This window comes from Streptomyces sp. MMBL 11-1, assembly GCF_028622875.1.
GTDB lineage: Bacteria > Actinomycetota > Actinomycetes > Streptomycetales > Streptomycetaceae > Streptomyces.
In genome coordinates this window covers 658,428-684,545 of record NZ_CP117709.1, presented here as the reverse complement: position 1 = coordinate 684,545, position 26,118 = coordinate 658,428, and the positions used below count along the sequence as shown (strand labels likewise).

General features: G+C 71.3%; 19 protein-coding genes and 2 pseudogenes. 9 read left to right on the top strand and 12 right to left on the bottom strand.

What is annotated here, in order from left to right; translation table 11 throughout:
• Positions 1-48: 48 nt before the first annotated feature.
• Both PSQ21_RS02795 and PSQ21_RS02790 read right to left on the bottom strand, forming a co-directional pair.
• Positions 49-1,410: an NAD(P)/FAD-dependent oxidoreductase gene (locus tag PSQ21_RS02795; protein WP_274028802.1), complete on the bottom strand. Its 1,362-nt coding sequence runs from the start codon at positions 1,408-1,410 to the stop codon at positions 49-51.
• A gap of 126 nt (positions 1,411-1,536) precedes the next feature.
• The gene (locus tag PSQ21_RS02790; protein WP_274028801.1) at positions 1,537-2,565 is read right to left on the bottom strand and encodes a phosphotransferase; all 1,029 of its coding nucleotides are present in this window, start codon (positions 2,563-2,565) and stop codon (positions 1,537-1,539) included.
• 166 nt (positions 2,566-2,731) lie between these two features.
• Between PSQ21_RS02790 and PSQ21_RS02785 the strand changes: the two genes are divergently transcribed.
• Positions 2,732-4,294 (top strand): fused MFS/spermidine synthase, encoded by a 1,563-nt coding sequence (locus PSQ21_RS02785; protein WP_397990868.1) that lies wholly within the window; start codon positions 2,732-2,734, stop codon positions 4,292-4,294.
• A gap of 24 nt (positions 4,295-4,318) precedes the next feature.
• On the opposite strand, the gene PSQ21_RS02780 is transcribed toward PSQ21_RS02785, so the two are convergent.
• The 5 genes from PSQ21_RS02780 to PSQ21_RS02760 all read right to left on the bottom strand — a co-directional run bounded on the left by PSQ21_RS02780 (position 4,319) and on the right by PSQ21_RS02760 (position 13,397).
• Positions 4,319-6,100, bottom strand: coding sequence for an ABC transporter ATP-binding protein (locus PSQ21_RS02780; protein ID WP_274028799.1), 1,782 nt, complete (start codon positions 6,098-6,100; stop codon positions 4,319-4,321).
• The gene (locus PSQ21_RS02775; protein WP_274028798.1) at positions 6,097-7,938 is read right to left on the bottom strand and encodes an ABC transporter transmembrane domain-containing protein; all 1,842 of its coding nucleotides are present in this window, start codon (positions 7,936-7,938) and stop codon (positions 6,097-6,099) included. The genes PSQ21_RS02780 and PSQ21_RS02775 overlap by 4 nt, the downstream gene beginning before the upstream one ends.
• A 160-nt stretch (positions 7,939-8,098) precedes the next feature.
• Complete coding sequence (locus PSQ21_RS02770; RefSeq protein WP_274028797.1) at positions 8,099-9,583, bottom strand: Gfo/Idh/MocA family protein; 1,485 nt, start codon at positions 9,581-9,583, stop codon at positions 8,099-8,101.
• A gap of 328 nt (positions 9,584-9,911) precedes the next feature.
• The gene (locus PSQ21_RS02765) at positions 9,912-12,857 is read right to left on the bottom strand and encodes an FAD-binding and (Fe-S)-binding domain-containing protein (protein WP_274035623.1); all 2,946 of its coding nucleotides are present in this window, start codon (positions 12,855-12,857) and stop codon (positions 9,912-9,914) included.
• Between the two features lie 33 nt (positions 12,858-12,890).
• The gene (locus PSQ21_RS02760) at positions 12,891-13,397 is read right to left on the bottom strand and encodes a MarR family winged helix-turn-helix transcriptional regulator (protein ID WP_274028796.1); all 507 of its coding nucleotides are present in this window, start codon (positions 13,395-13,397) and stop codon (positions 12,891-12,893) included.
• A 116-nt stretch (positions 13,398-13,513) separates the two neighbouring features.
• Between PSQ21_RS02760 and PSQ21_RS02755 the strand changes: the two genes are divergently transcribed.
• On the top strand, positions 13,514-15,331 hold the full coding sequence (locus PSQ21_RS02755) for an ABC transporter ATP-binding protein (protein ID WP_274028795.1): 1,818 nt from the start codon (positions 13,514-13,516) through the stop codon (positions 15,329-15,331).
• 658 nt (positions 15,332-15,989) lie between these two features.
• Positions 15,990-16,850, top strand: coding sequence for an endolytic transglycosylase MltG (gene mltG, locus PSQ21_RS02750; protein WP_274028794.1), 861 nt, complete (start codon positions 15,990-15,992; stop codon positions 16,848-16,850).
• A 56-nt stretch (positions 16,851-16,906) separates the two neighbouring features.
• Here mltG and PSQ21_RS02745 read toward each other — a convergent pair whose 3' ends face one another.
• Entirely contained in the window at positions 16,907-18,037 is a 1,131-nt protein-coding gene (locus PSQ21_RS02745; protein WP_274028793.1) for an NAD(P)-binding domain-containing protein, read from the bottom strand.
• Between the two features lie 156 nt (positions 18,038-18,193).
• Here PSQ21_RS02745 and PSQ21_RS02740 point away from each other — a divergent pair, with 156 nt between their 5' ends.
• The 4 genes and pseudogenes from PSQ21_RS02740 (at position 18,194) to PSQ21_RS02725 (ending at position 21,446) form a co-directional block, all read left to right on the top strand.
• The gene (locus PSQ21_RS02740; RefSeq protein ID WP_274028792.1) at positions 18,194-18,616 is read left to right on the top strand and encodes a YjbQ family protein; all 423 of its coding nucleotides are present in this window, start codon (positions 18,194-18,196) and stop codon (positions 18,614-18,616) included.
• Positions 18,617-19,008: 392 nt separating this feature from the next.
• Positions 19,009-20,322: a hypothetical protein gene (locus PSQ21_RS02735; RefSeq protein WP_274028791.1), complete on the top strand. Its 1,314-nt coding sequence runs from the start codon at positions 19,009-19,011 to the stop codon at positions 20,320-20,322.
• Positions 20,323-20,454: 132 nt separating this feature from the next.
• A pseudogene (locus PSQ21_RS02730) lies at positions 20,455-20,717 on the top strand (IS3 family transposase); the annotation flags it as partial.
• A 183-nt stretch (positions 20,718-20,900) separates the two neighbouring features.
• Positions 20,901-21,446: a hypothetical protein gene (locus tag PSQ21_RS02725; protein WP_274028790.1), complete on the top strand. Its 546-nt coding sequence runs from the start codon at positions 20,901-20,903 to the stop codon at positions 21,444-21,446.
• A gap of 158 nt (positions 21,447-21,604) precedes the next feature.
• On the opposite strand, the pseudogene PSQ21_RS02720 reads toward PSQ21_RS02725, so the two are convergent.
• Positions 21,605-21,763, bottom strand: a pseudogene (locus tag PSQ21_RS02720) (transposase); the annotation flags it as partial.
• Positions 21,738-22,670, bottom strand: a complete 933-nt coding sequence (locus PSQ21_RS02715; RefSeq protein ID WP_274028789.1) for an ArsR/SmtB family transcription factor — start codon at positions 22,668-22,670, stop codon at positions 21,738-21,740. The gene PSQ21_RS02715 and the pseudogene PSQ21_RS02720, both read right to left, overlap by 26 nt.
• Before the next feature lie 524 nt (positions 22,671-23,194).
• On the opposite strand from PSQ21_RS02715, the gene PSQ21_RS02710 reads away from it, so the two are divergent.
• Both PSQ21_RS02710 and PSQ21_RS02705 read left to right on the top strand, forming a co-directional pair.
• Positions 23,195-23,443: a hypothetical protein gene (locus PSQ21_RS02710; protein WP_274028788.1), complete on the top strand. Its 249-nt coding sequence runs from the start codon at positions 23,195-23,197 to the stop codon at positions 23,441-23,443.
• 62 nt (positions 23,444-23,505) lie between these two features.
• The gene (locus tag PSQ21_RS02705) at positions 23,506-23,889 is read left to right on the top strand and encodes a peptidase inhibitor family I36 protein (RefSeq protein ID WP_274028787.1); all 384 of its coding nucleotides are present in this window, start codon (positions 23,506-23,508) and stop codon (positions 23,887-23,889) included.
• Between the two features lie 321 nt (positions 23,890-24,210).
• On the opposite strand, the gene PSQ21_RS02700 is transcribed toward PSQ21_RS02705, so the two are convergent.
• Both PSQ21_RS02700 and PSQ21_RS02695 read right to left on the bottom strand, forming a co-directional pair.
• Positions 24,211-24,402 (bottom strand): hypothetical protein, encoded by a 192-nt coding sequence (locus PSQ21_RS02700; protein WP_274028786.1) that lies wholly within the window; start codon positions 24,400-24,402, stop codon positions 24,211-24,213.
• A 483-nt stretch (positions 24,403-24,885) separates the two neighbouring features.
• Complete coding sequence (locus tag PSQ21_RS02695) at positions 24,886-25,884, bottom strand: mannose-binding protein (protein WP_274028785.1); 999 nt, start codon at positions 25,882-25,884, stop codon at positions 24,886-24,888.
• Positions 25,885-26,118: the final 234 nt, after the last annotated feature.

The following is a 26,118-nucleotide window of genomic DNA, read 5'->3' as shown; positions in this document are numbered from 1 at the left end:
GCGCCCCGGGGCATCCGGGACGCGCTCGGACGGCGCACGGCCGACCGCTCAGTGCTCGATGACCGTCGCCGCCGTGTGCTCCTTGATCTGCTCCGGCGTCAGATAGACGTCCGTGTACTCGAAGTCCCGCAGCGTCGCCGGCTTGCGGGACTGGAACCCGGTCCGGACGAAGTCGTCCCCGGCGACCGCGTTCAACATCCAGTTCGTCATCACCCGGGTCTTGGCGACGTTCGTCCGCAGCGCCGACCAGTGGTAGCCGCGCGCCACCGCCTGCGCGGGCAGCCCGCGCAGCTCGATGCCCAGCGGCTTGGACACGGCGTCCTTGCCGCCGAGGTCCACGACGAGCCCCAGATCCTTGTGCACGTAGTCCCGGAGCGGCTGATGGCGCAGCGAGGCGATCAGGTTGTCCGCCAGGACCTTGCCCTGGCGCAGCGCGTGCTGCGCGGTGGGCGGGCAGACCGCCCCGTCGCCCTTCGCCAGGTCGGGTACCGCCGCCGCGTCACCGAGCGAGAACACCCCGTCCGCGCCCGGCAGGTTCAGCTGCGGTGTCACCGCGAGCCGGCCGCGTACGGTCTCCGCGCCGAGGGTGGCGATCAGCGGGCTGGCGGCCACTCCGGCGGTCCAGATCAGGGTCCGGCAGGGCAGCACCCGGCCGTCGGTGAACGTGACCTCCTCCGGTCCCGCCTTCGCGATCGAGACCCCGAGCGACACCTCGATGTTCCGCTTGCGGAGCACCTCCAGGGCGGCCTGCCCCAGCTTGTCGCCCAGCTCCGGCATCAGCTTGGGCGCGATGTCGATCAGGTGCCACTTGATCAGCCGCGGGTCCAGCCGTGGATAGTGCCGGACCGCGCTGGTGGTCAGCCGCTGGAGGCAGGCGGCCGTCTCGGTGCCCGCGTAACCGCCGCCGACCACCACGAACTGGAGCCGGGAGGCCCGCTCGGCCTCGTCGTGACTGGCGTCCGCCAGATCCAGCTGGGCGATGACGTGGTCCCGGACGTAGGCGGCCTCGGCCAGCGTCTTCATCCCGCGGGCGTTGTCCAGCAGCCCGGGGATGTCGAAGGTCCGGGTGACGCTGCCCGCCGCCAGCACGATGTAGTCGTACGGCTCGTTGACGATCTCGTCCGTGATCTTCCGGATCACACAGACCTTCGCTTGCGTGTCCACGCCGATCGCCCCGCCCGGCACGATCCGGGTCCGGTGGCGGCTGCTGCGGCGCAGCGACACCGCGACGGACTGGGGTGTGAGCACTCCGGAGGCCACCTGGGGGAGCAGTGGCAGGTAGAGCTGGTAGGAGAACGGTGTGACGAGCGTGATCCGGGCCTCTCCCGGAGCGAGCCTGCGCTCCAGGCGGCGTACGCACTCAACGCCTGCGAAACCGGCGCCGACGACGAGAATCCTGGGTGGTGCCACGGTCTGCGTCCCTTCTCGGGCTTGCGTGGTTCTGCGCTCGCCTGCCCCGTTTACCGGGTGATTCACTTCTCATCCTTAACCGGACGCCCCGGCATCCGCCTCCTGACAGGGGTGAACGGGGGCCGCTCACAGGGGCGGGGCGACCGACAGCTCCCGCAGCCAGTGGGCGGCCTCGGCGTCCCCCGGCACGGCCGGCCCACCCGGCGGTACGGGGAACATCCGCCCCCACGAGGCGGCCCGGCCGAGCGGCGCCAGCCGCCACGCCAGGCTCACCGAGCGCCGCAACCCGGCCGTCGTGACGCCCCCGCCGGTCCACGGCTCCAGATAGGCGTCGCGCAGCCGGGGCAGCACCTCGGGGCCGCAGCGCTCACGGGCCGCGAGGGCGGGCACCAGCAGACTGGAGAACGGATGCCCGACCAGCGCGTCGCCCCAGTCGAAGAACGCGTACCGGCCCTCCACGGGCGCGAAGAGCTGCTTCTCGTGCAGATCGGCGTGGTCCAGCGAGTCCGCCACCCCCGACGACGCCAGCTCCTCGCACCAGTCCGCCACCCGGGGCCGCAGTCCCTCCAGCGCCGCCCGGTCCTCCCGGGTCAGCGTGGTGTTCTCCGCGACCAGCCGGTCGAACAGCGCCGGCAGGGCGCGCGGCCGGGCCGTCGGCACGCCGAGCGCCTCGATCGCGTCCGCGTACGGGGTCAGCGCCCGCTGCATCGCGGCGTACTGGCGCAGCGGCTCCTCCCAGTACCGGGGGTCGACGGCCCCTCCTTCGCGTCCTTCCAGCACGTCCCACAGCACCGGGCCGCCGTCCGGGGTGAGCGTCCAGCCGCGTGGAGCCTCGACGGCGAGCGGGGCTAGCACCCGCTCCGGGACCCAGCGCGCCAGAGCCTGGGTGAGCCCCGCCTCGAACGCCGCGGAGGGCGGAACGGCCTTGAACCACACGGTCGTCGGCCCCTCGACGGTCAGCCGCACCAGCACCGACCAGGGACGCAGACGCACCTTCCGGGAGCCCGTCTCCGTCAGCCCGTGGGCGGCGAGGCCCTCGGTCACCCAGGCGAGGGTCTCCGCCCGCCAGGCCGGGTCCTCCCAGGGGGTCACGGCGTCCGGGAAGCGCCCCCGGTCCACGGTCGTGGGCACGCCGGTCGTGGTGCCGTCCGTCATGGTTTCGTCTTCTTCGCGCACCGGATCATGGGATCACCCGTCCCGATGGGTACGCACCGCATTTTCCGGGAACACCCGTTCCCGTCCCGCACGACCGGTGGCTCCGCCCCTCCGCCCCCTGGGACAGCGGGAGTTCGGCGGACGCCCCCCGTGCGAGGATGCTGCGGTGCCCCCCTCACCCCCCTCGCCCGTGACCGACGGATCCCCCCTGGGCGAGGACCTGCCCCGCGTTCGCGGCCTGGGCCCCCGCGCCGCCGCGGTCCTCGTGTTCGGGTCATCGGCCGCGGTCCTGGTGGTCGAGATCGTCGCCCTGCGGCTGCTGGCCCCGTACCTCGGCCTCACCCTGGAAACCAGCACGATGGTGATCGGCGTCGCCCTCACCGCCATCGCGCTCGGCTCCTGGCTGGGCGGGCGCGTCGCGGACCAGATCGACCCCCACCGGCTCATCGCCCCGGCGCTCGGCGTGTCGGGCGTGGTCGTCGCGCTCACCCCGCTCCTCCTGCGCACCACCGCCCAGTGGTCGCCGGCGCTGCTCCTGCTGGTCGCGTCGGCGACCCTCCTGGTGCCCGGCGCGCTGCTCTCCGCGGTGACCCCGTTCGTGACAAAGCTGCGGCTCACCAGCCTCGCCGAGACCGGGACGGTCGTCGGGCGGCTGTCGGGCGTGGGCACCTTCGGCGCCATCGTCGGCACCGTCCTCACCGGATTCGTCCTCGTCTCGCGGCTGCCCGTCAGCTCCATCCTGATCGGCCTCGGCACCCTGCTGGTGCTCGGCGCCGCACTGGTCGGATGGCGGGCCCGCCACTGGCGACGCGCCGCGGCCGTGGCGCTCGCCGCCGTCGTCGCGGGCTCCCTCGCCACCGCTTTCGCCCCCGGCGGCTGTGACGCGGAGACCCGCTACCACTGCGCCCAGGTCGTCGCGGACCCCGACCGGGACAGTGGCCGCACCCTCGTCCTCGACGGCCTGAGCCACTCCTACGTCGACGTCGAGGACCCGACCCACCTGAAGTTCGCGTACGTGCGCGCCATCGCCTCGGTGGTCGACACCGCCTTCCCCGCGGGCGAGCCGCTGACCGCCCACCACATCGGGGGCGGCGGCCTCACCTTCCCCCGCTACCTCGCGGCCGTACGCCCCGGGACCCGCAGTACCGTCTCCGAGATCGACGGCGGAGTCGTGCGCATCGACCGCGACCGGTTCGGCCTGGGGCCGTCGACCGCCACCGGCATCGACGTGACCGTGGAGGACGGCCGGCTGGGCCTGCGCAGGCTGGACGCGGGCAGCCATGACCTGGTCGTGGGCGACGCCTTCGGGGGAGTCAGCGTGCCGTGGCACCTCACGACGTCGCAGGCGCTGCGAGACGTCCGCCGGGCGCTCGCCGAGGACGGCCTGTACGTCGCCAACCTCATCGACCACGGCGAGCTGGCCTTCGCCCGCGCCGAGGTCGCCACCCTCGCCGCGACCTTCGGGCACATCGCCATCCTCGGGAAGCCCGCGGACATCGGGCTGGACCCGACCGCGTCCACCGTGGGCGGCAATCTGGTGGTGGTCGCCTCCGGCCGGCCGGTCGACGCCCCCGCGATCCAGGAAGCCCTGGACGCCCGGGACGTCGGCTGGAGGATCGCCACCGGCGACGCTCTCGCCACCTGGACCGGGGACGCCCGGCTCCTCACCGACGACCACGCGCCCGTCGACCAGCTCCTCCAGCCCGACCGCACGCGGACGGCCCGGTGATCCCCGGGCCGCCCGCCGGGGGGCTCACCCGTGCCAGGACCGCCACAGGGACGCGTACGCGCCGTCCGCCGCCACCAGCTCGTCGTGGCTGCCCAGCTCGCTGATCCGGCCGTCCTCCACGACCGCGATCACATCCGCGTCGTGCGCGGTGTGCAGCCGGTGCGCGATCGCCACCACCGTGCGGCCCTCCAGCACCCGGGCCAGCGAACGCTCCAGATGACGGGCGGCCCGCGGGTCCAGCAGCGAGGTCGCCTCGTCCAGCACCAGCGTGTGCGGATCGGCCAGCACGAGACGGGCCAGCGCGATCTGCTGGGCCTGCGCCGGAGTCAGCGCGAACCCGCCCGAGCCGACCTCGGTGTCCAGCCCCTTCTCCAGAGCCTTCGCCCAGCCGTCCGCGTCGACCGCGGCCAGCGACGCCCACAGCTCCGCGTCCTTCGCCCCGTCGCGGGCCAGCAGGAGGTTGTCCCGGAGCGAACCGACGAAGACGTGGTGCTCCTGGTTGACCAGGGCCACATGCTCGCGCACCCGCTCCGCCGTCATCCGCGACAGCTCCGCCCCGCCGAGCGTCACCTCACCGGCGCGCGGGGCGTAGATCCCCGCCAGCAGCCGGCCCAGCGTGGACTTGCCCGCGCCGGAGGGGCCGACCAGGGCGAGCCGGGTGCCCGGAGCCACGTCGAGCGACACCTTGTGCAGGACGTCGACGCCCTCCCGGTACCCGAACCGGACGTCGTCCGCCCGCATGTCGCGCCCGTCCGGACCGACCCCCGCGTCGCCCGCGTCCGGCTCGATGTCCCGGACACCGACCAGCCGGGCCAGCGACACCTGGGCCACCTGGAGCTCGTCGTACCAGCGCAGGATCAGACCGATCGGGTCGACCATCATCTGCGCCAGCAACGCGCCCGTCGTCAGCTGCCCGACCGTGAGCCAGCCCTCCAGCACGAACCAGCCGCCGAGCAGGAGAACCGCGCCGAGGATCGTCACGTACGTCGCGTTGATGACGGGGAACAGCACCGAACGCAGGAACAGCGTGTACCGCTCCCAGGCCGTCCACTCCGTGATCCGCCGGTCCGACAGCGCCACCCGGCGGTCGCCGAGGCGGTGCGCCTCCACGGTCCGCCCGGCGTCGACGGTCTCCGCGAGCATCGCGGCGACGGCCGCGTAACCGGCGGCCTCCGAGCGGTACGCCGAGGGGGCGCGGCGGAAGTACCAGCGGCAGCCCACGATCAGCACCGGCAGCGCGACCAGCACGGCCAGCGCCAGCGGGGGAGCGGTCACCGTCATCGCGCCGATCAGCAGACCGGCCCACACGACGCCGATCGCCAACTGCGGCACGGCCTCGCGCATCGCGTTCGCCAGCCGGTCGATGTCCGTGGTGATCCGGGACAGCAGATCGCCCGTCCCGGCCCGCTCCAGGACCCCGGGCGGCAACCGGACGGACCGTACGAGGAAGTCCTCGCGCAGATCCGCGAGCATCTCCTCGCCGAGCATCGCGCCGCGCAGCCGCATGCTGCGGGTGAACACGGTCTGGACGACCAGCGCGACCGCGAAGATCGCGGCGGTGCGCTCCAGACGCAGGTCGGCGCCGCCGTCCGACAGGTCCTGCACCAGCCCGCCCAGCAGATACGGTCCGGTGATCGAGGCGATCACCGCCACCGCGTTGACGGTGATCAGGACGGCGAACGCCCTGCGGTGCCGGCGCAGCAGACTCCGTACGTAACTCCGCACGGTCGTCGGCGTCCCCACGGGCAGCGTCGTCGCCGACTCCGGGGCCGCGGGGTCGTACGCCGGGGGTGCGACGCCGATCATGCCCTCTCCTCGATTTCCTGGTTGCTCTTCATGGCGGGGACTTCGCCGAGGCCGTTCAGCGCGCTCGCGGCGGCCGCCTCGTCGCCCGTCTCGCGGGTGACGACCGCCCGGTAGCGGGGCTCGGTGCGCAGCAGGTCGCGGTGGGCCCCCACGGCGACCACGGTGCCCTCATGGACGAGCACCACCCGGTCGGCGGCGTCGAGCAGCAGCGGGGACGAGGCGAACGCCACCGTCGTACGGCCCTGGCGCAGCTTCGCGATCCCGGCGGCGACCCGCGCCTCGGTGTGCGAGTCGACCGCGGAGGTCGGCTCGTCCAGCACCAGCGCCTCCGGGTCGGTGACCAGCGACCGGGCCAGCGCGAGGCGCTGGCGCTGGCCGCCGGACAGCGACCGGCCGCGCTCGGTGATCCTGGTCCGCATCGGGTCCCCGTCGTTGTCGGGGGAGGCTTGTGCCAGAGCGCTCAGCACGTCACCGCACTGCGCCGCCTCCAACGCCGCCTCGGCGGTGACCAGGCCCGAGGCCGGGATGTCCAGCAGCTCCTGGAGCGTGCCGGACAGCAGCACCGGGTCCTTGTCCTGGACCAGCACCGCGGTCCGTGCGGCGTCCAGCGGGATCTCGTCCAGGGCGACCCCGCCGAGCAGCACCGACGGAGTCTTCGCCGCGGCCTCCGGGTCCTCCTCGCCGGTCTCCGCGTGCCCGCCGAGCCGTTCGGCCAGCCGCCCCGCCTCGTCCGGGTCGCCGCAGACGACGGCGGTGAACTGCCCCCGGGGAGCCATCAGCCCGGTCGCCGGGTCGTACAGATCACCGGAGGGCGTCACACCCTCGACGGTGGCCTCCCGCGCACTGCGGCGCAGCGACAGCACGCGCACCGCGCGCTGGGCGGACGGCCGCGAGAAGGAGTACGCCATCGCGATCTCCTCGAAGTGGCGCAGGGGGAACAGCATCAGGGTGGCCGCGCTGTAGACGGTGACCAGCTGGCCGACGTCGATGCGGCCGTCGCGGGCCAGCGTCGCCCCGTACCAGACCAGGGAGATCAGCAGGATCCCCGGCAGCAGCACCTGCACCGCCGAGATCAGCGCCCACATCCGGGCCGAGCGCACCGCCGCCCCGCGGACCTCCTGCGAGGCGCGGCGGTAGCGGCCGAGGAACAGCTCCTCGCCGCCGATACCGCGCAGCACGCGCAGCCCGGCGACCGTGTCCGAGGCCAGCTCGGTGGCCCTGCCCGCCTTCTCGCGCTGCTCGTCGGCGCGCCGGGTGGCGCGCGGCAGCAACGGCAGCACGGCGAGGGCGAGCACCGGCATGGCGAGCGCCACCATCAGACCGAGGGACGGGAGATAGAAGGCCAGCCCCACACAGATCACCACGAGCGCGGTGGCGGCGGCCGCGAAGCGGGAGAGCGCCTCGACGAACCAGCCGATCTTCTCCACGTCGCCGGTCGAGACGGCGACGACCTCACCGGCCGCGACCCGCCGTGTCAGCGCCGAGCCCAGCTCGGCGGTCTTACGGGCGAGCAGTTGCTGGACCCGGGCGGCGGCGGTGATCCAGTTGGTCACGGCGGTGCGGTGGAGCATGGTGTCGCCGACGGCGATCAGGATTCCGAGAGCCACGATGAGGCCACCGGCCAGGGCGAGCCGGGCCCCGGAGCGGTCGATGACGGCCTGCACGGCGAGCCCCACGGTGACCGGAAGACCGGCTATGCCCAGCTGGTGCAGCAGCCCCCAGGAGAGGGACTTCAGCTGCCCCGCGAGCTGGTTGCGCCCGAGCCAGTACAGGAATCGTGGGCCTGAACGGACATCGGGGTCGCCGGGATCCGAATACGGAAGGTCGCGAATCTGCATGAGGTCCCAGGGCTTGTGAAACGGAGATCCGAACGGACCTCGAAGAACGGGGTGACGTGCAAGGTTCCCTGTTCGTCCCGGTCCGGGGCAACCGGTTTTCCGGACTTCTCCGCCGCCCTGCGGGGCCCCGGGCCGGCTCGGCCGGGGGCCCCGGGGGCCGTCACTCCGCGGGCTTCTCGGAGTCCATGCCGGGCCGGGCCTTCCTCCACTCGCCCCGGGTGAAGTCCGGGATCGGCAGCGGCGCGCCCTTGGCCTTGATGGAGAGATGGCTCAATGGCACGGGGGCCGTCCAGGTCGCCGCGTCGTACACGTCGAAGTCGGGGACCAGCCCGAGCCGCATGCACTGCATCAGGCGGAAAATCATCATGTAGTCCATACCGCCGTGCCCGCCCGGCGGGTTCGCGTGCTCCTTCCAGAGCCAGTGGTCCCACTCGGTGTACTTCGTGAAGTCGTCCCACTGGTGGTTGGTGTTCGTGGGCTCCAGGTAGATGCGCGCCGGGTAGTCCTCGAACACGCCCCGCGTGCCGCCGAGGCTGTTGATCCGCGAATACGGGTGCGGGGAGGACACGTCGTGCTCCAGCCGGATCACCCGGCCCTTGGCCGTCTGGACGAGGCTGATCGTCCGGTCGGCCCCGATGTACGACTCCTTCCAGCTGGGGTCGCCGGCCGGCATGTGCTCCTTCCGGTACTCGGCGAGCGACAGGGCCGGGGTGCCGATGCTCGTGATGCTCACGGCCCGGTCGCCCCGGTTGATGTCCATGTAGTTGGCGACCGGCCCGAACCCGTGGTTGGGGTAGAGGTCACCGCGCAGCCGGGTGTGCCACAGCCGGCGCCAGGGGCCCTCGTAGTAGTCGGGGTCGAACATCAGCTCGCGCAGATCGTGGTTGTAGGCGCCCGCCCCGTGCAGCAGATCGCCGAAGAGACCCGCGTGCGCCATGCGCAGCACCCGCATCTCGTTCTTGCCGTAGCAACAGTTCTCCAGCTGCATGCAGTGCCGTCGGGTGCGCTCGGAGAGGTCCACCAGCTGCCAGAGCTCTTCCAGCCGCATGGCGATCGGGCACTCCACGCCGACGTGCTTCCCGTTCAGCATCGCCGCCTTCGCCATCGGGAAGTGCAGTTCCCAGGGCGTCGCCACGTAGACGAAGTCGAGGTCGCCGCGCTCGCAGAGGTTCTCGTAGTCGTCCTCGCCCTTGGCGTAGACGGTGGGGGCGGGCTGACCGGCGGCCGTCACCTTGGCGGCGGCCTTCTCCGCCTTCTCCCGGACCGGATCGCAGACCGCCTTCACCTGGACGCCCGGGACGGCGAGGAACAGGTCGATCATGCTGCCGCCCCGGTTGCCGAGGCCCACGATGCCGACCCGGATCGTGGAGCGTCCCTCGAAGCGGACGCCCGCCATGGTGCGGCCCCGCCGGGCGGGAGCGGCGGCGGCCGCTTCCGCGGCGGAGAGGGCTTGCGGGGCGGTCGCCTCGGCCGCCGACGCGTTCCCCCCGCCCAGCGCGCCGAGGCCGAGTCCGGCGCCGGCCACGCCCGCCGTGGTCCACAGCACCGAACGACGGCTGGGATCCTGCCGTGCCGCCTCGTCGGCAGCGCCGCTGTGCGGGGGTATGCCCTGCGGTTCCGGTGCGGGCCGGGCGTCGTCGTTCATCGAGCCTCCAGGTGGGGTTGGGGGTTCAGACGTGCGCGAGCGCGTCCGGTCCCCGTACGGATGGCGAGCGCGGGGGCCGGGTCTCGGTAAGGACCCTGGAGGGTGAGGCTGCTGGTGCGCAAGGGAGGTATTTGGACTCTCGTCCTCAAACCATGGACTTTCTTCACGGCGCGCCGAAGCCCCGACTGGTGCAACCAATCGGGGCCTCTGAACGCTCACTTGTGCAGGCCGTACGGGGCGCTCCGGCGCCTTGCGGGAGCACGCACCGGACGCCGCGGGCCCCGCCCGGAGGGCGGACGACGATTCTTCGCGGCCACTCCCTGGCCCGCTAGTGGACGGTCGGCCGGGTGGCGTGCTCCAGCTCGATCAACGCCGAGCGGTAGGGCTGCCCGGTGGCCCGTTCCATGCCGATCTCGCACATCCGGTTCGCCGACAGATGGACGTCGTAGGGCCGACGGCCGACCTCGGCCGCCTCCTTGGCCGTGGCCGAGTCGGTCAGCTCCTTGTGCAGCATGCCCCGGTCGCCCGCGAACGCGCAGCACCCCGCGTCGTCCGGCACCACGACCTCGTCCGCGCACGCCTCGGCCAGCGTGCGCAACTGCCCCACGTCACCCAGGTGCTCCATCGAACAGGTCGGATGCACGACGGCCGACCCGGCGGTGCGGAACACCGTCAGACGCGGCAGCAGTTCGTCGGCCGCCCACACCAGCGAGTCCACGACGGTCAGCTCACGGTGCAGCGCCCGGTTGTCCTCGGTGAGGTAGGGCACCACCTCCTCGGCGATGCCGAGTGTGCACGAGGACGCGTCCACGACCAGCGGCAGCGCCCCGCCCGCCGTCCAGGCCCAGGCGGCCTCCACGATGCGGTTCGCCATGATCCTGTTGCCCGCGTCGTACCCCTTGGAGTGCCAGATCGTCGCGCAGCACGTCCCCGCGACGTCCTCGGGGATCCACACCGGCTTGCCGGCCCGCCCGGACACGGCGACCACCGCCTCGGCCAGGGAAAGGCCGGGGCGGCCGTCCGGACCGGCGAAGATGCGGTTGACGCAGGCCGGGTAGTAGACGGCGCTCGCCCCGGCGCGGTCGGTACGCGGCAGCCGCCGGGCCGCCGCGCCGGGAATCTGGGGCAGCCACTCCGGTACGAGGTCGGGGCGGACGGCCTTGCGGGCGAGCCGCGTCACGGCCCCGAGCGGACCGTCGCCCACCCGGTCGCCGACCGCGTCGGCCACCGCCACGGCCAGCCGCGCCGAGGCCTCCACCACCCGGAAGTTCTTCGCGGTGAGCGCGGCGATCCGCTCCTCGCGCGGGGTGTGCCTGCGGTGCCGGAAGCCCTTCATCATCGCCCCGGTGTCGATGCCGACCGGACAGGCGAGCTTGCAGGTGGAGTCCCCGGCGCAGGTGTCGACGGCGTCGTACCCATAGGCGTCGAGCAGACCGGTCTCGACCGGCGAACCGTCCGCCTGCCGCAGCATCTCCCGGCGCAGCACGATCCGCTGGCGCGGAGTGGTCGTCAGATCCTCGCTGGGGCAGGTCGGTTCGCAGAAGCCGCACTCGATGCACGGGTCGGCGACCGCCTCCACCTTCGGAATGGTCTTGAGGCCCCGCAGGTGGGCCCGCGGATCCCGGTCCAGGACGATGCGCGGAGCGAGTACCCCGGCGGGATCGATGACCTGCTTCGTCCGCCACATCAGCTCGGTGGCGCGCGGCCCCCACTCCCGCTCCAGGAAGGGCGCGATATTGCGTCCGGTCGCGTGCTCCGCCTTGAGCGACCCGTCGAAACGGTCCACCACCAGCGCGCAGAACTCCTGCATGAACGCGTCGTACCGCTCGACGTCGGCAGGCTTCGCCGCGTCGAACGCGAGCAGGAAGTGCAGATTGCCGTGCGCGGCATGACCGGCCACGGCGGCGTCGAAACCGTGGCGTGACTGGAGCTCCAGAAGCGCCTCGCAGGCTTCGGCCAGCCGTGCGGGCGGCACCGCGAAGTCCTCCGTGATCAGGGTGGTGCCCGAGGGCCGGGACCCGCCGACCGCCGTGACGAACGCCTTGCGGGCCTTCCAGTACCCGGCGATCGTCCCGGCGTCCCGGGTGAAGGCGTTGGTCACCGACGCGGCCGGGACGACCAGGTCCAGGTCGGCGACGACGGCGTCGGCCGCCCGCTCGAACGCCTCCTGGCCCGCCTCGTCGGCCGCCCGGAACTCCACCAGCAGCGCGGCCGTGGTCCGGGGCAGCACCGCCCAGTCCGCCGGAACGCCCGGCACGCTGACGGAGGCTCGCAGCGTGTTGCCGTCCATCAGCTCCACGGCGATGGCCCCCGCCTCGTTGAACCGGGGCACGGCGGACGCGGCGGCGGTGAGGGAGGGGAAGAACAGCAGGGCGCTGGAGATCCGCCGGTCCAGCGGCAGGGTGTCGAAGACGACCTCGGAGATGAAGCCGAAGGTGCCCTCGGAGCCGACCATCAGCCCGCGCAGGATCTCCACCGGCGTCGCCCCGTCGAGGAAGGCGTCCAGGCGGTAGCCGTTGGTGTTCTTGATCGTGTATTTGGCGCGGATCCTGGCGGTCAGCTCCTCGTCCGCCTCGATCTCCGCCTTCAGCTCCATCAGCCCCGCGCACAGCTCCGGTTCGGCGCGGGCCAGTTCCTCGTCGGCGGCCGGGTCGGCGGTGTCGACGACGGTGCCACTCGGCAGGACGAAGGTGAGCGAGGCGAGCGTCCGGTAGGAGTTGCGGGTGGTGCCCGCGGTCATGCCGGAGGCGTTGTTGGCGACGACCCCGCCGACGGTGCAGGCGATGGCGCTGGCCGGGTCGGGGCCCAGCAGCCTGCCGTGGCGGGCGAGGGCGATGTTGGCCCGCATCACCGTCGTCCCCGGCCCGATCCGGGCCCGTGCCCCGTCGTCCAGCACCTCGACGCCGGTCCAGTGGCGGCGTACGTCGACGAGGATGTCCTCGCCCTGCGCCTGGCCGTTGAGGCTGGTGCCTGCGGCCCGGAAGACCACGTCACGGCCCTTGCCGTGGGCGTACGACAGGATCGCGGAGACGTCGTCGAGATCCTCGGGGACCAGCACGACCCGAGGGAGGAAGCGGTAGGGGCTGGCGTCGGAGGCGTACCGCACGAGGTCGGAGATCTTCCAGAGCACCTTGTCCGCACCGAGCAGGGCCGTCAGCTCGCTCCGCAGCGGCTCCGGGGTGCCGCCCGCGCTGCGGTCGGTGACCCGGTCGGGGGCGGGTTCCCGTGGCGTTCCGGGGCGCAGGGCTTCCGGGTCGGGCTCCAGCAGCGGCATGTCGGTCATCTCCTCGGCGGCTCGGCGCGGTGGTCAGCAGTGGCGTTCCGGCATGCCGTCGACCAGGGCGGACAGCAGCCCGCCGAGGACCTCGCGCTGATCGGCGGTCAATGGGGCCAGGATCTCCTCCGCGGCGGCCCGGCGCGCGCTGCGCAGGGACCGCAGCGTGGCGCGTCCCTCGTCCGTGATCTCGACGCGGACCACCCGGCGGCTGTCGGGATCCGGGGCGCGGCGCACCCGGCCGCTCGCCTCCAGTGCGTCGACGAGCGTCGTCACGGCGCGGGGAACGACGTCCAGGCGCCGGGCGAGATCCGCCATCCGGGGGGCGGCGTCGTAACCCGCGACCGTCCGCAGCAGCCGGAACTGGGCCGGAGTGATGCCGATCGGCTCCAGCTGGCGGCTCTGGATGCGGTGCAGTCGGCGGGTCAGCCGCAGCAACTGCTCGGCGAGCATGCCGTCGGCGTCGGTCGAGCCGGTCGAGCCGGTCGAGCCGGTCGAGCGGGAGGAGCCGGGCGGACCGGGGGAATCTGGGGCGTCCATACGGGAACAATATCAGGACCTCGTTCATTGTGAGTATAGGTAACAATGAGCTAGGCTCTTCATGTGCGAGGGCCGGTTCCGCCCCCGGCCACGCCTCACGCCCGACGAAGGAGCCCATGAAGCCCGACGAGCCCACGTGGACGCCCCCACCCGATGCCCGCGCCGCCGCCGACCGGCCACCCGCCCAGGTGCGCCGCATCCTCCGCCTCTTCCACCCCTACCGAGGCCGCCTGGCCGTCGTCGGCCTGCTGGTCGGCGCGTCCTCCCTGGTATCGGTCGCCTCCCCGTTCCTGCTGCGCGAGATCCTGGACACCGCGATCCCGCAGGGGCGCACGGGCCTGCTGACCCTGCTGGCGCTCGGCATGATCCTCACCGCCGTGATGACCGGCGTCTTCGGCGTGCTCCAGACCCTGATCTCGACCACCGTCGGACAGCGGGTCATGCACGACCTGCGCACCGCCGTCTACACCCAGCTCCAGCGGATGCCGCTCGCCTTCTTCACCCGCACCCGCACGGGCGAGGTCCAGTCCCGCATCGCCAACGACATCGGCGGCATGCAGGCGACGGTCACCTCCACCGCCACCTCGCTCGTCTCCAACCTCACGGCCGTCATCGCGACCGTCGTCGCCATGCTCGCCCTCGACTGGCGGCTCACCGTCGTCTCGCTGCTCCTGCTGCCGGTCTTCGTCGCGATCAGCCGCCGCGTCGGCCGGGAGCGCAAGAGGATCACCACCCAGCGCCAGAAGCAGATGGCCGCGATGGCCGCCACGGTCACCGAGTCCCTCTCGGTCAGCGGCATCCTCCTCGGCCGCACGATGGGCCGCTCCGACTCCCTCACCCAGGGCTTCGCCGAGGAGTCCGAGCGCCTGGTGGACCTCGAAGTGCGCTCCAACATGGCCGGCCGCTGGCGGATGTCCACGATCGGCATCGTGATGGCCGCCATGCCCGCCGTCATCTACTGGGCGGCCGGTCTCACCTTCGCGTCCGGAGCCGCCGCCGTCTCCATCGGCACGCTGGTCGCCTTCGTCACGCTGCAGCAGGGGCTGTTCCGCCCGGCGGTCAGCCTGCTCTCCACCGGTGTGCAGATGCAGACCTCCCTCGCCCTCTTCCAGCGCATCTTCGAGTACATCGACCTCACGGTGGACATCACCGAACCGGAACACCCGGTCCGCCTGGAGAAGATCCGCGGCGAGATCGCCTTCGAGGACGTCGACTTCAGCTACGACGAGAAGAACGGCCCGACGCTGACCGGCATCGACGTGACCGTTCCCGCGGGCGGCAGTCTCGCGGTCGTCGGATCCACCGGTTCCGGCAAGTCCACCCTGAGCTACCTCGTGCCCCGGCTGTACGACGTCACCGGCGGCCGGGTCACGCTCGACGGGGTCGACGTCCGCGATCTGGACTTCGACACCCTCGCGCGAGCGGTCGGCGTCGTCTCCCAGGAGACCTACCTCTTCCACGCCTCGGTCGCCGACAACCTGCGCTTCGCCAAGCCGGACGCCACCGACGAGGAGATCGAGGCCGCGGCCCGCGCGGCGCAGATCCACGACCACATCGTCTCCCTGCCCGACGGCTACGACACCCTGGTCGGCGAGCGCGGCTACCGCTTCTCGGGCGGCGAGAAGCAGCGCCTCGCCATCGCCCGCACCATCCTGCGCGACCCACCGGTGCTGATCCTCGACGAGGCGACCAGCGCGCTCGACACCCGTACGGAACAGGCCGTGCAGCAAGCGATCGACGCCCTCTCCGCCGGACGGACCACGCTCACCATCGCGCACCGCCTCTCCACCATCCGCGACGCGGACCAGATCGTCGTCCTGGAGGACGGCCGGGCAGCCGAGCGCGGTACACACGAGGAACTCCTCGACCGCGACGGCCGCTACGCCTCCCTGATCCGCCGCGACTCCCACCCGGCCCCGGCGCCGGCCCCCTGACACCGCCCCCGGCAGGACCGCCTCCGGCAGGGCTGCCTCCGGCGCCAGGGTGATGCGACAGTCCCTGAAACCCCTGGCAGGGCGCGCGTATGGCCCCGCGTCCGATACTCGACTGCCGCTGCCCGGGCAGCCTGGCGGGCGGGCGTCCCCCCGGCGGCTTCACCGCGCCGCCCACCCGATGCGGCACCGCGGTGAGGATCCAGGCGGCGGCGAACGGCCGAGCCGGCCGGCTTCCGTACACACGGCGGCGCCGCCGCTCCCGTGGGACGGGGAGCGACGGCGCCGGGCGGAGCGATGGTCAGACGAGCCAACCCACGAAGTGGACGACGCCGGCAAGCAGGTTGGTCAGGAAGTTCATCTGGTCCTTCTCCTTGTACATGGTGCATCTGTGGGACTGCGCAGTAGCGGTCTGCAGCCCGTTGACTGCGCTCTGCAATCATCACGCCCCGGACGGGTGAACACCAACGAATCCCCTGACGCTCACACGTTCCAGCGAACACCCGATCCCTTGTTCGTGCGTTCCGTGCTCGTGTGTTCCGTCCCCGTACGTTCGGGGCTACGGGTGTTCCGGACGCCCGAGTACGGCGTTCGAGTCGCCGGAGTCGACGCCGTGGTCGGGCTCCCGGCCGTGGCTCGTGCCCCGGGTTAACGTGCCCGCATGGTGAACGAGTCCCCGGACGCCCGACCCCGTCGCAGACTCCGCCCGACCCGCCGCGGAAAGGTCGTCCTGGCCGTCGGCGCCCTGCTCGTCGCGTCGGCCGCCGTCCTGATCCCGCTGTCCCTGACCGGATCGGACGAGGGCGGGCACGAGAAGGAGAGCCCGCACAGCACTCTGGTGATCCCCGAGGGCCGTCGCGCCTCGCAGGTGTACGCGGCCGTCGACCGGGCGCTCGACCTGAAGCCCGGCAGTACGCGCGAGGCCGCGACGACGGCGGACCTGGCTCTGCCCGCCCAGGCCGAGGGCAACCCCGAGGGATATCTCTTCCCGGCCACGTATCCGATCGACGCCGCGACCGAGCCCGTCGGCCTGCTGCGGTACATGACGGACACCGCCCGCAAGCACTTCGGCGCGGACCACGTCACGGCGGGGGCCCGGCGCAACAACGTCTCCGTCTACGACACGATCACGATCGCCAGCATCGTCCAGGCCGAGGCCGACACCGCGTCCGACATGGGGAAGGTGGCCAGGGTCGTCTACAACCGGCTGCTCAAGGACATGCCGCTGCAGATGGACTCCACCATCAACTACGCCCTCGACCGCTCCACCCTGGACACGACGACCGCGGAAACCCAGCTGGACAGCCCGTACAACAGCTACCGGATCAAGGGGCTGCCGCCCACACCCATCGGCAACCCGGGGGAGGAGGCGCTGCGCGCGGCCGTCAGCCCCACGCCCGGACCCTGGCTCTACTTCGTCACGGTCGGCCCCGGCGACACCCGGTTCACCGACAGCTATGACGAGCAGCAGAAGAACGTCCAGGAGTTCAACCGCAACCGCGCTTCCGCCACCACGAGCTGACCGGTCTGCCGACGAGAACTCCCCGCACCCGCCGGGGCTTACAGGTCCCCAGAACCTCACGCCCCGGAGACCGGGACGCCGACGGCGGCCCCGGCGTCCCGGTCCACCCTCTCTCCGCCGGTCTCCCTCAGCAGCCGCATCACCGACCGGACCGCCGCGCGGCCCGCACGGTTGGCGCCGATGGTGCTGGCGGACGGACCGTACCCGACGAGATGGACGCGCCCGTCGCGTACGGCCCGGGTGTCCTCGGCCCGGATACCACCGCCCGGCTCGCGCAGCTTCAGCGGCGCCAGATGCTCCACGGCAGGCCGGAACCCGGTGGCCCAGAGGATCACATCGGCCTCCACGACACGACCGTCGTCCCAGGCCACGCCGCTCGGCGTGATCCGGTCGAACATCGGCAGCCGGTCCAGCACCCCCTGCTCCCTGGCCCGCCGCACCGCATCGGTCACCGGCAGCCCGGTCACGCTGACCACGCTCCGCGGCGGCAGCCCCTCGCGCACCCGCTCCTCCACCATCGCCACGGCCGCCCGGCCCCATTCCTCGGTGAACGGCCCCTCACGGAAGACCGGTTCACTCCGGGTCACCCAGAAGGTGTCGGCCGCGTGCTCGGCGATCTCCATCAGATGTTGCGTACCGGAGGCCCCGCCCCCGACGACGATGACCCGCTGCCCCGCGAACTCCTCGGGTCCCGGGTAGTTCGCCGTGTGCAACTGCCGCCCCCGGAACGTCTCCTGGCCCGGGTAGCGGGGCCAGAACGGCCGGTCCCAGGTGCCCGTCGCGTTGATCAGGGCCCTCGGGGCGTACATCCCCTCGGACGTCTCCACCAGCAGCCGCCCGCTGCTCCCCTCCCGTACGGCGCTCACCTCCACGGGGCGGTGGACCCGCAGGCCGAAGCGCTCCTCGTACGCGGCGAAATACGCGCCGATCACCTCCGACGAGGGCCGGTCGGGGTCGGCTCCGGTCAGTTCCATGCCCGGCAGCGCGTGCATCCCGTGGACCCTGCCGTACGTCAGCGAGGGCCAGCGGAACTGCCACGCGCCGCCCGGCCGGGGCGAGTGGTCCAGCACGACGAAGCCGATGTCCGGCTGCAGACCGACGCGGCGCAGGTGGTGCGCGGCGGACAGCCCCGCCTGCCCCGCGCCGATCACGACCACGTCCAGCTCACGCACCCCAGAAATGTTCACGCTTCTACTAACTCTTCGGGGCTCCGGGATCTTCCCGCACGGGGAAGGGCCCCGGAGTCCCGTGGTGTCCCAGGACGGAGTCATCCGACGGGACACGACTCTTCGCGTCCCGGAGCGTGGACGCGTCATCTCACGCCGGTGGGTGAAGATGAAGGCATGTCCGATTCCTTCGCCACCACGGTCCTGAACATCACCACGGGCACGTCCGAGAACGTCACGGACCTGACACGCGCCTGCGAGGAGTTCCTCACCCGCACCGCGCCGGGCCGCGACGGCCTGCTCAACGTCTTCGTCCCGCACGCCACGGCCGGCATCGCCGTACTGGAGACCGGCGCGGGCAGCGACGACGACCTGCTGGCCGCCCTCCACCACCTGCTCCCCGCCGACGACCGCTGGCAACACCGCCACGGCAGCCCCGGCCACGGCCGCGACCACGTGCTCCCGGCCCTGGTCCCGCCCCACGCCACGCTGCCGGTGATCGGCGGCAGGCTGGAGCTGGGCACCTGGCAGTCGGTCTGCCTGGTGGACACGAACCGGGACAACCCGGAGCGTCAGGTGCGGCTGAGCTTCCTCAGTTGACCAAGATCGTCCAGAGGGGGCATGGCCGCCGATTCTCCGTACGATGCGCGCTCGAACGGAGAGAGGAAATGCGTGGTACGGACCTCAACTCGATCGAACGACCCTACGACGGATGCGGCAAGTGCCTGCTCGGGGTGCGGCGACTGTCGCGCATGAAGCTGGCGACGTCTTCACCTGAGCGCCAGCGAGAGAACGTGCTCACTGCCGCCGCCTGGGTACGGCCGCGGTGACGTTGCAGCTGGGACTGCGAGGGTGCGATGCGGCCGTCCAGGCTGTGATCTGGGCCCGAGGAGTGGCGAGTGACGGCCGGGCGCCGTGATCCGCGAGGGTGGGAATCGAGCACCCCAACCGCATGTCAGCCGTAGGCTGTTGTGGGAACGCAAGGGGAGACGATGATTGACTACCGTAAGGCAACAGCTGTTCCGGTGTGGACGCTCGCGACCGGTGACGTCCGGGTGCCCACCGTGGTCGGGGACGGACCGATGACGGCTGAGCGCCTGAGTGAGCTGCGCGGCGTGCTGGCCGTCCTGGCCGACGAGCCGATCGCCACTCTCGAGGTACATCCGCTGCCCGACGAGCTCGACCGCGGCCGAGGCCTCCCGCTCGATGCCGTGAGCCCCTTGGCGCAGCACCTGTCACAACTCGTCACGCAGACAGCACGGAACTCCTCCGCTGCGGCCACGGCGACCGCCGGCGGCGAGAACCTGTATCGCATAGTGATTCCGGCGAAAGTCGCAGCCCAGGTCGGTCAGGGCATGGTCCGCCAGATGGCCTCGAAGACGGTGGCCGGTGGCGTCCGTAGTCCGCTCGTGGATCCCATGGGCCGCATCGTCGCCCACGCGACATACGTGCCGGTCGGCAAGGCGGCGGCAGCGGGCGCAGCCGGTGGAGCCGGTGCGACGGCCGGCGTCGCTGCCGTCGGCGGTGCGGCGCTCACCGTGGCCGCGCCGCTCGTGCTCATGGCCGTGGCGGTGGGGGTGAGTGCGCATGCCGACCAGCAGCGTCAGCAGGCCATCGAACACATCACGGAACTGCTGGAGCGACTGCACGAGGAAAAGCTTGACGACGAGCACAGTGCCCTCGACGGCTGCCGGGGTGCCATCGAAAAGGCCACTGCGATTCTGCTCGACCAGGGCAAACTCGGTGTCTCGCTTGGGCTGGACTCGGCCGTGTATGCCATCGACACGGCGCTGGGCAAGGCCGGCCGCCGTCTCACCCGGTGGCAGAACACACTTGATGCGCTGCCCGATGGCGAGGCCGTCGAGATCGGCACACTGACCAAGTCGTTCCCCGGCATCGACGACCAAGGTGGCGAATTCCGTGCCCACCTCGAACTCGCTTCGCTGGCAGTTGCGTTGAAGCGGCGGGTCGTCGTCCTGCAAGCGGTCGAGCATGCGCAGAACAACCCTGGGAACGTGTTCGAGAGCTTCACCCGTGAGCTCAAACGGGACCAGCAGGATCTCGACGAACTGGAGTCGGGCATCGCCGGGGTCCTGCTACGTCTGTCGGCGCTGGAGTTGGCTCGCCCGAACGGATTGCGGCCCGTGTTCACGCCCGGTGAAGTCGATCGCCTGATGCGTGCGGCACACCGGATCAACCGGCTGGGCGAGAATGTGACGGTCAACAGCCGCGCCACGGACGTGACGATCGAGATCGCCCGCAACAGGGACGGCTCGGTGGTTGTCTTCCCTGCCCTGCCCGGGTAGGCGTGCCCGACTCACCTGGTGAGGCCAGTGGTGTGGGTTGCGGAAGACGTGTGCCGACGCCGATGGGCGTAACGAGGTGATCATTGTCCACGCAACAGTCCGGTGTTGCAACGACTGGTTAACATCGCCCTATTTGGCTCCCGGGAATTTGCCCGGGCCCTCAGCCGCAACGGAATGGCCAGCACGATAGGAAGAGTCGGCGGGGGCGGCCACAACGCAGCCGTGGAGTCCTTCTGCAGCAGGCTGCAGAAGGACTCCACGGCTGCCGCAACTGGTCCACCCGCGAGGAACTGCACCTCGCGACCGTGACGTGGATCGAGCGGACCTACCACCGGCGCCGTAGACAAGCCGCACTCGGTCGGCTGACCCCCGACGAGTCCGAGACGGTCACGACCGCGCCGACTTTCCAGGCCGCGCGCCTGAACCCACCCACCGCTGGAGCAGCCCCCCACTTCTACCAGCCTCAGTCGATCGCTCCTTGCCTGCAGAGCTGTTCCGGCCTGTGTGTAGGGGCCGAGGCGCGGGCCGTTCCCGCTGAATCCGCTGATCATTCGTGGTCACGAATCGAATGAGTCCGTATGGATTGTCAGATCGTGCGGATAGCCTGTCGGGGTGTACGAGATGACGGACCCGGTGGCCGCTCGGCGTACCTGCGACGACAGTCCTTCCTCGGTGACGACGATCTCGCCCGACAGGAGCCGGACGACGTGTGGGACCTGCTGTACGACGTCGTCATGGACGGCGACGTGACGGCCGTGGACGCGCTCGACGCGGCACTGCCGCGGCCGCAGCAGATCGAGCTTCGCGACCTCAAGTCGGGTGCGCTTTCGGGGCAGTGGCCGCCGAGTATGACCGAGGACCGGGGGCTCTGGTTGCTGATGGCCGCTCTGTGGCGCCCGAAGGGCCTTGTTGACGCCGGCTACCTGGGAGAGGACCCCGAAGAGCCCATGGTCTTCTTCCATCTCTGGAATGGCAGCACCACTGCAGCCAAGTCCACATGGCACGAGCTCGACGAACCGATTCTGCTTGCTGTCCGCTTCGCAGACACACCCTTTGATGAAGCCCTCACCTTCACCCCTGAGGGGCAACGACGGCGCCCCGAGCCAGGCTCGCTCTCCGGCTGAGCACCGGAGAGGTTACGCAACACCAGCAGGGCGGGCGTGTGCACCGCCGGTGTTCCTCGACCCGCCTGCCGCTCACTACGCGATCGGCCGCAAGAAGGCCCGTTGCGCTGCCAGCGGCGGAACAGGTCGTAGACCCGACCCCATGGCCCGTACTCGACGGGTACGTCCCGCCACGGAACACCGGTCCGGACCCGGAACCGTATGCCGTCGATCAACCGCCGCCGAGACCAGACCGGCGGGGCCCCCGCCCTCGTGCCCCTCGGCAGCAGAGGCTCCAGCAGCGCCCACTGCTCATCTGTGAGATCTCCCCGACCCATGACCGTGATCATCCACAGTCCAAGATCCACTTTTGACACACGGCCTAGCAGCTTCCCCCGGATCTGGCAGGGCAGCGAAGTCGAGGGTGCCGGTCGGGTCGACCGTGTCGCGGAGCCGGTGGGGGATACCGGATTCCAGCAGTGCTGCGCCGAGCGTGGTCAGCGTGTGGCGGACGGCCTTTCCGTCGCGGCCGGTGGTGATCAGGCCGGCTCTGCGGAGCACGGTCGCGTGCTGGCTCACGGAGCTGGCAGATACGCGTACCCGGCGAGCCAGGTCAGTGGTGCTGCATCCGGTGGAAGAGCAACCGTCCGCCAGCGCTTCGAGCACCGCTGTCCGCGTGCGGCCCAGCAGCTCCTCCAGCGGTCGGCCCTCTGTGTCACCGACGCTCCACAGGTACGCCGGCGGCGGATCTGCCCCGAAGGCGGGCAGGGCAAGGACCGGTGCCTGCGCCGAGTCCCCGGGGCAGGCCAGCACTTCGGCTTGGTGCGACGAGAACACGGCCGAGGAGATGACCAAGCCGCGTCCGCCCAAGACCACATCGGCCTCGCGGCTGTGGTGGACTTCGAGCACCGGCGGCCGCCAGCGCACCAGGGCCGGATCGAGCGACTCCAGCAACCGCTCGGTCCCGCCCTCGCCCATCGCTCCCACGTGCCTTTCCCGCACGGAGGCGAGGAACCTGCGCAGGCGTGGCCAGTACGGCGCGACGGTCACCGCGTGACATGTCCGCAGCGCCGTAGCCACCTGGAGCCGGGCCTCGCGGTCGCCATCCGCCAGCTTCCGAGCCCAGTTGCGGTGGGCGGGCCCGATACGGAGGTTCTCCAGCTCCGCGCGCAGCAGATCCCGCGGAGCCGCCAGGAAGTTCTCCACCGCCTCGTCGAGGTCCGCCGTGTTTCCCATCAGGCTCATCGCGTCGACTACCGGTCCGTGCCCGGGCATCAACGCAGCTAACGGCGCTACCTGTTCACCCAGCCGACCGCCAACTGCAGCCCGCCACCGTAGGAACGGTGCCAGGTCCGGAGTACCCGTGCTTACCGAAAGCAGCCTCACACTGTCGAACGTCTCTGCCGCCACTCCGAGGGATACGGCCACCCTGGTCCGTGCGAGATCCTCCGCAGTGAAATGAATGCGTTTCACGGCCCCCGCCCCCTTCGCACTGCCGCCTCCGACCTCTCCAGTCTTCCCGGTGCCCCCGGCATCGACGCGGCGGCCGATCTGCCCTCGCACGACGCCATACGTGATCCCCGCAGGCGGGGCCATCCTTTCAGCACTACCTGAAACGATGGCGACAGCCATCCAGGCGGTGCCACGGTGACAGCCGCCTGCCCCTCAACCGGAGGGTCAGGACGGAACCGGAAAGGAAACATGCGATGCTCCGGAAACTACCGGTCACCGCTGCGGCGCTGGGACTGGCTCTGTCCAGCCTCGTGCTGATGCCTGCATCAGTACAAGCGGCGGAACGGCCCACGGCAGCCGCCGAGCCGAACTGTGGCTACAACGACAACTACGGTGGTCGGGCGGTGTGGAGGAACTGCGGAAACTTCAGTCACCTGATCGAGACCTGGGCGCTGGGCGCCAGCAAGAGTTACCAGTGTGTGGCGGCCTACTCCACCTACACCCTGGGCCCGACCTGGTTCATCAGCAGCTCCAAATACGCCGGAGGCGAGAACTGCAGGCCGTAACACCCTCAGACCCGCACACCGCCCCGATGTCCTACCGGACATCGCCTATCGGAGGAAACGCAATGCACGTGAAGCTTGCGACGCTCGGTTCCGCAGCCGCCCTCGTCCTCGCTCTTGGCACGACTTCGGCGCAGCCAGCATCGGCCGTCCCGGCAGCCGGGTGGGACCGCTGCCCCAGCGGTTCCTTCTGCATCTTCGACGGGGTCAACGGAACCGGGACGATCGCCTGGTTCCGCTCCGGGTCGCCGGACCTGCGAGGCCAGTCCATGGACAACCGGACCTCCTCGTACTGGAACCGCAGCGGGGACCAGTGGGCCCTGTACGACGGTTACAACTACGGCTCAGGCTGCTTCACCGTCTACCCTGGCGCTCAGACGAACCTGCCCGACCGGTTCCCCTCACAAAACGACAAGTTCAGCTCGCTGCAGAAGGGCGGTTGCGGCTGATTCCCCTCGGTCGAACCACGGTCCCCCAGGGGGAGCCGCGGCACACTCGATGCCGGTGAGATCCAGGCGTCCGAGACCGGCTCGTATCCAAGCTGACCCGGGCGCCGTGGACCCGGTGAGGTCGGCGCAGCCAATCTGCATCTGTGTTCCCGCTGACGGTCACCCTGCCACGGTGTCCGCTCCAGGCGTGAGGGCTCGATTCGCGCCCACTGCGTCAGCCAGCTGTTGTCTTCCTTCTCAGGCCCTGCCCGCGCCCCCCGCTGCGGACAGGGCCTGCCGCTCCTCCAGGCTTTCCACTGGAGGCTTCGCGACTGCCCGGAATCAGGGCCGAGGGAGTTCTCCCGGGCGGATGAGCACGATGGTGACGTCGGTGGCACCGGCAGCTTCGAGGCCGTCCTTGCGGCCGTTGGCACTGCCCTTGTCGTAGGCGACGGAAGACGCTCGATGTTTCCCAGCTGCATCGGTACAGGTGAGGGCGTAGCTCTGCATCGTGGTCGGCATGGTGCTCATCATGGCCGGTGGGTCTGACACTGTCTCGACGTCGACCGGTACGACCTGCACTCGGCAGGACGAACCGGGTTCCGCGGTACCCCGTCGGTTCCCGCCGAGGCCGAGGTCGCTCTGCGACCTCGGCCTTTGCCTGCGCCGTGTGGGTTCTCCGATCGGGGCGAACTCCTGACGCAGCAGTTCCTGCTCCGCTTCCGGTCTTCGCGGCGCACGTCCCGGGTCTCTCGTCGCGCGGCGATGCGCTCCTCAGTGGAGGTGAGGGGGCTGACGAGGGCAACGAGGCCACCCGCCCCTGCGCGCGCCGCCCATGGCTTCTATCGCCGAAGCCGACAGGCGAGGGCTATCCTCGGGGTTGCCTTAACGGAGTTTGGTGGACACGAACCGGGACAACCCGGAGCGTCAGGTGCGGCTGAGCTTTCTCGGGTAGGGCAGCTCCGCGGCCCGTCCGGTCGTCTGCGGTCCGCCGGGTTCCGATGTACGCCGCGCCGGTCAGGTCGACCAGACCACCCTGCCGTTGTGCACGATGACCACCTTGGCGTCGGGCCTCAGGACCATCCGGGCGCCGCCGAAGTCGTGCGTCTTGGAGGCCCAGATGGCTCGGTCGTCGCCGTTGTGGATGACCAGGTTGCCGTCGGGCTGGAAGATGGCCCGGTGGTTCTCGCCGAAAGTCATGGCGGCCCAGATCGGTTTGTTCTGCTCGTTGTAGACGACGAGGTTGCCGTCCGGCTGCATCGTCATGCGGATGCGGTTGGTGGCCCAGGACTGGCCGACCCCGATGGAGCTGGTCGCGGAGACCGTCTGGGAGCCCCAGTTCGGCTTCGGGGCAACCTTCGGCTTCGGCGTCGGCTTCGCTTTCGGCTTCGGCTTCGGTGAGGCTTTCGGCTTTTCGGCGGGGGCGCTCGTGCCGGACTTCGGCATGGGTGCGGGTGCCACGGGTGCGGCCGCGGTCTTCGCCGGGGCGGCCTTCGCCCGTTCCGTCGGGGACGGGGTGGGCTTCGCCGCCACGTAGTCGTCCAGGGCGGCCGGGGCCGAGGCGGGGTTGAGGACCGTGTCGGCGCTCCCCGCGACCGGGGTTGTGGCGGTGTCACGGGGCTCGTCGTCGTTCGCGCTGCCCATCAACAGCACGGGTATCGCGACCAGGGCGGCCCCGATGAACGCGGCACCCGCCAGGACCGGTGTGCGGGGGCGTCCCCTGTCGACAGCCGTGACGGTCCGGGTCTCCGGCGTCGTGCCGATGGCGGCTGCCACTCCGTGTCCCTCGGCGCGGGCCTCGGGTGCTTCCGGCTCCTCGGCCGGTTTCGCCGTGGCCGAGGGCTCGGACGCGGCGGCCTGCTCTCCGGCCGGCGTCGTGGCGGGCTCCGCCCCGGTGGCGGGGGCAGGGGTATGCGTCGGTGCCGCAGGTGTGGTGGGGGGCGGGGAGCTGGACTCCTCCGCGCGGGCGGTGGCTGCCGCGGTGGTGGCGCCGGGGGTGGGGTGCTCGGGGGACATGCGGTGATTCCTCCTCGGTGGCGCGCCCAAGGTAGCCGGTGATGAGGGCGGCGGTGTGATCGAGCCCCGAACTTCCTCGGCGCTTTGTCCTCCCACGCCTCACTGGTCCCGGAAAGTTCTCGGCCCGGGCAGCAAACGGGCATGTGGGAGCCCGAAACGGACCTCCGGCCGAGTCCCGTGGGCGGTGCTCCTGTGACATCCTGATGGCTCCCCGATCTGATCGCTTTCGGCGGC

Bases quoted from the DNA above. Each gene is read 5' to 3' on its own strand.
- PSQ21_RS02765 (WP_274035623.1), bottom strand. From the start codon at position 12,857: ATGCCGCTGCTGGAGCCCGACCCGGAAGCCCTGCGCCCCGGAACGCCA.
- PSQ21_RS02710 (WP_274028788.1), top strand. From the start codon at position 23,195: ATGCCTGCATCAGTACAAGCGGCGGAACGGCCCACGGCAGCCGCCGAG.
- PSQ21_RS02740 (WP_274028792.1), top strand. From the start codon at position 18,194: ATGTCCGATTCCTTCGCCACCACGGTCCTGAACATCACCACGGGCACG.
- mltG (WP_274028794.1), top strand. From the start codon at position 15,990: ATGGTGAACGAGTCCCCGGACGCCCGACCCCGTCGCAGACTCCGCCCG.
- PSQ21_RS02715 (WP_274028789.1), bottom strand. From the start codon at position 22,670: ATGAGCCTGATGGGAAACACGGCGGACCTCGACGAGGCGGTGGAGAAC.
- PSQ21_RS02725 (WP_274028790.1), top strand. From the start codon at position 20,901: ATGGATTGTCAGATCGTGCGGATAGCCTGTCGGGGTGTACGAGATGAC.
- PSQ21_RS02790 (WP_274028801.1), bottom strand. From the start codon at position 2,565: ATGACGGACGGCACCACGACCGGCGTGCCCACGACCGTGGACCGGGGG.
- PSQ21_RS02735 (WP_274028791.1), top strand. From the start codon at position 19,009: ATGATTGACTACCGTAAGGCAACAGCTGTTCCGGTGTGGACGCTCGCG.
- PSQ21_RS02760 (WP_274028796.1), bottom strand. From the start codon at position 13,397: ATGGACGCCCCAGATTCCCCCGGTCCGCCCGGCTCCTCCCGCTCGACC.
- PSQ21_RS02770 (WP_274028797.1), bottom strand. From the start codon at position 9,583: ATGAACGACGACGCCCGGCCCGCACCGGAACCGCAGGGCATACCCCCG.
- PSQ21_RS02700 (WP_274028786.1), bottom strand. From the start codon at position 24,402: ATGATGAGCACCATGCCGACCACGATGCAGAGCTACGCCCTCACCTGT.
- PSQ21_RS02755 (WP_274028795.1), top strand. From the start codon at position 13,514: ATGAAGCCCGACGAGCCCACGTGGACGCCCCCACCCGATGCCCGCGCC.
- PSQ21_RS02780 (WP_274028799.1), bottom strand. From the start codon at position 6,100: ATGATCGGCGTCGCACCCCCGGCGTACGACCCCGCGGCCCCGGAGTCG.
- PSQ21_RS02695 (WP_274028785.1), bottom strand. From the start codon at position 25,884: ATGTCCCCCGAGCACCCCACCCCCGGCGCCACCACCGCGGCAGCCACC.
- PSQ21_RS02705 (WP_274028787.1), top strand. From the start codon at position 23,506: ATGCACGTGAAGCTTGCGACGCTCGGTTCCGCAGCCGCCCTCGTCCTC.
- PSQ21_RS02775 (WP_274028798.1), bottom strand. From the start codon at position 7,938: ATGCAGATTCGCGACCTTCCGTATTCGGATCCCGGCGACCCCGATGTC.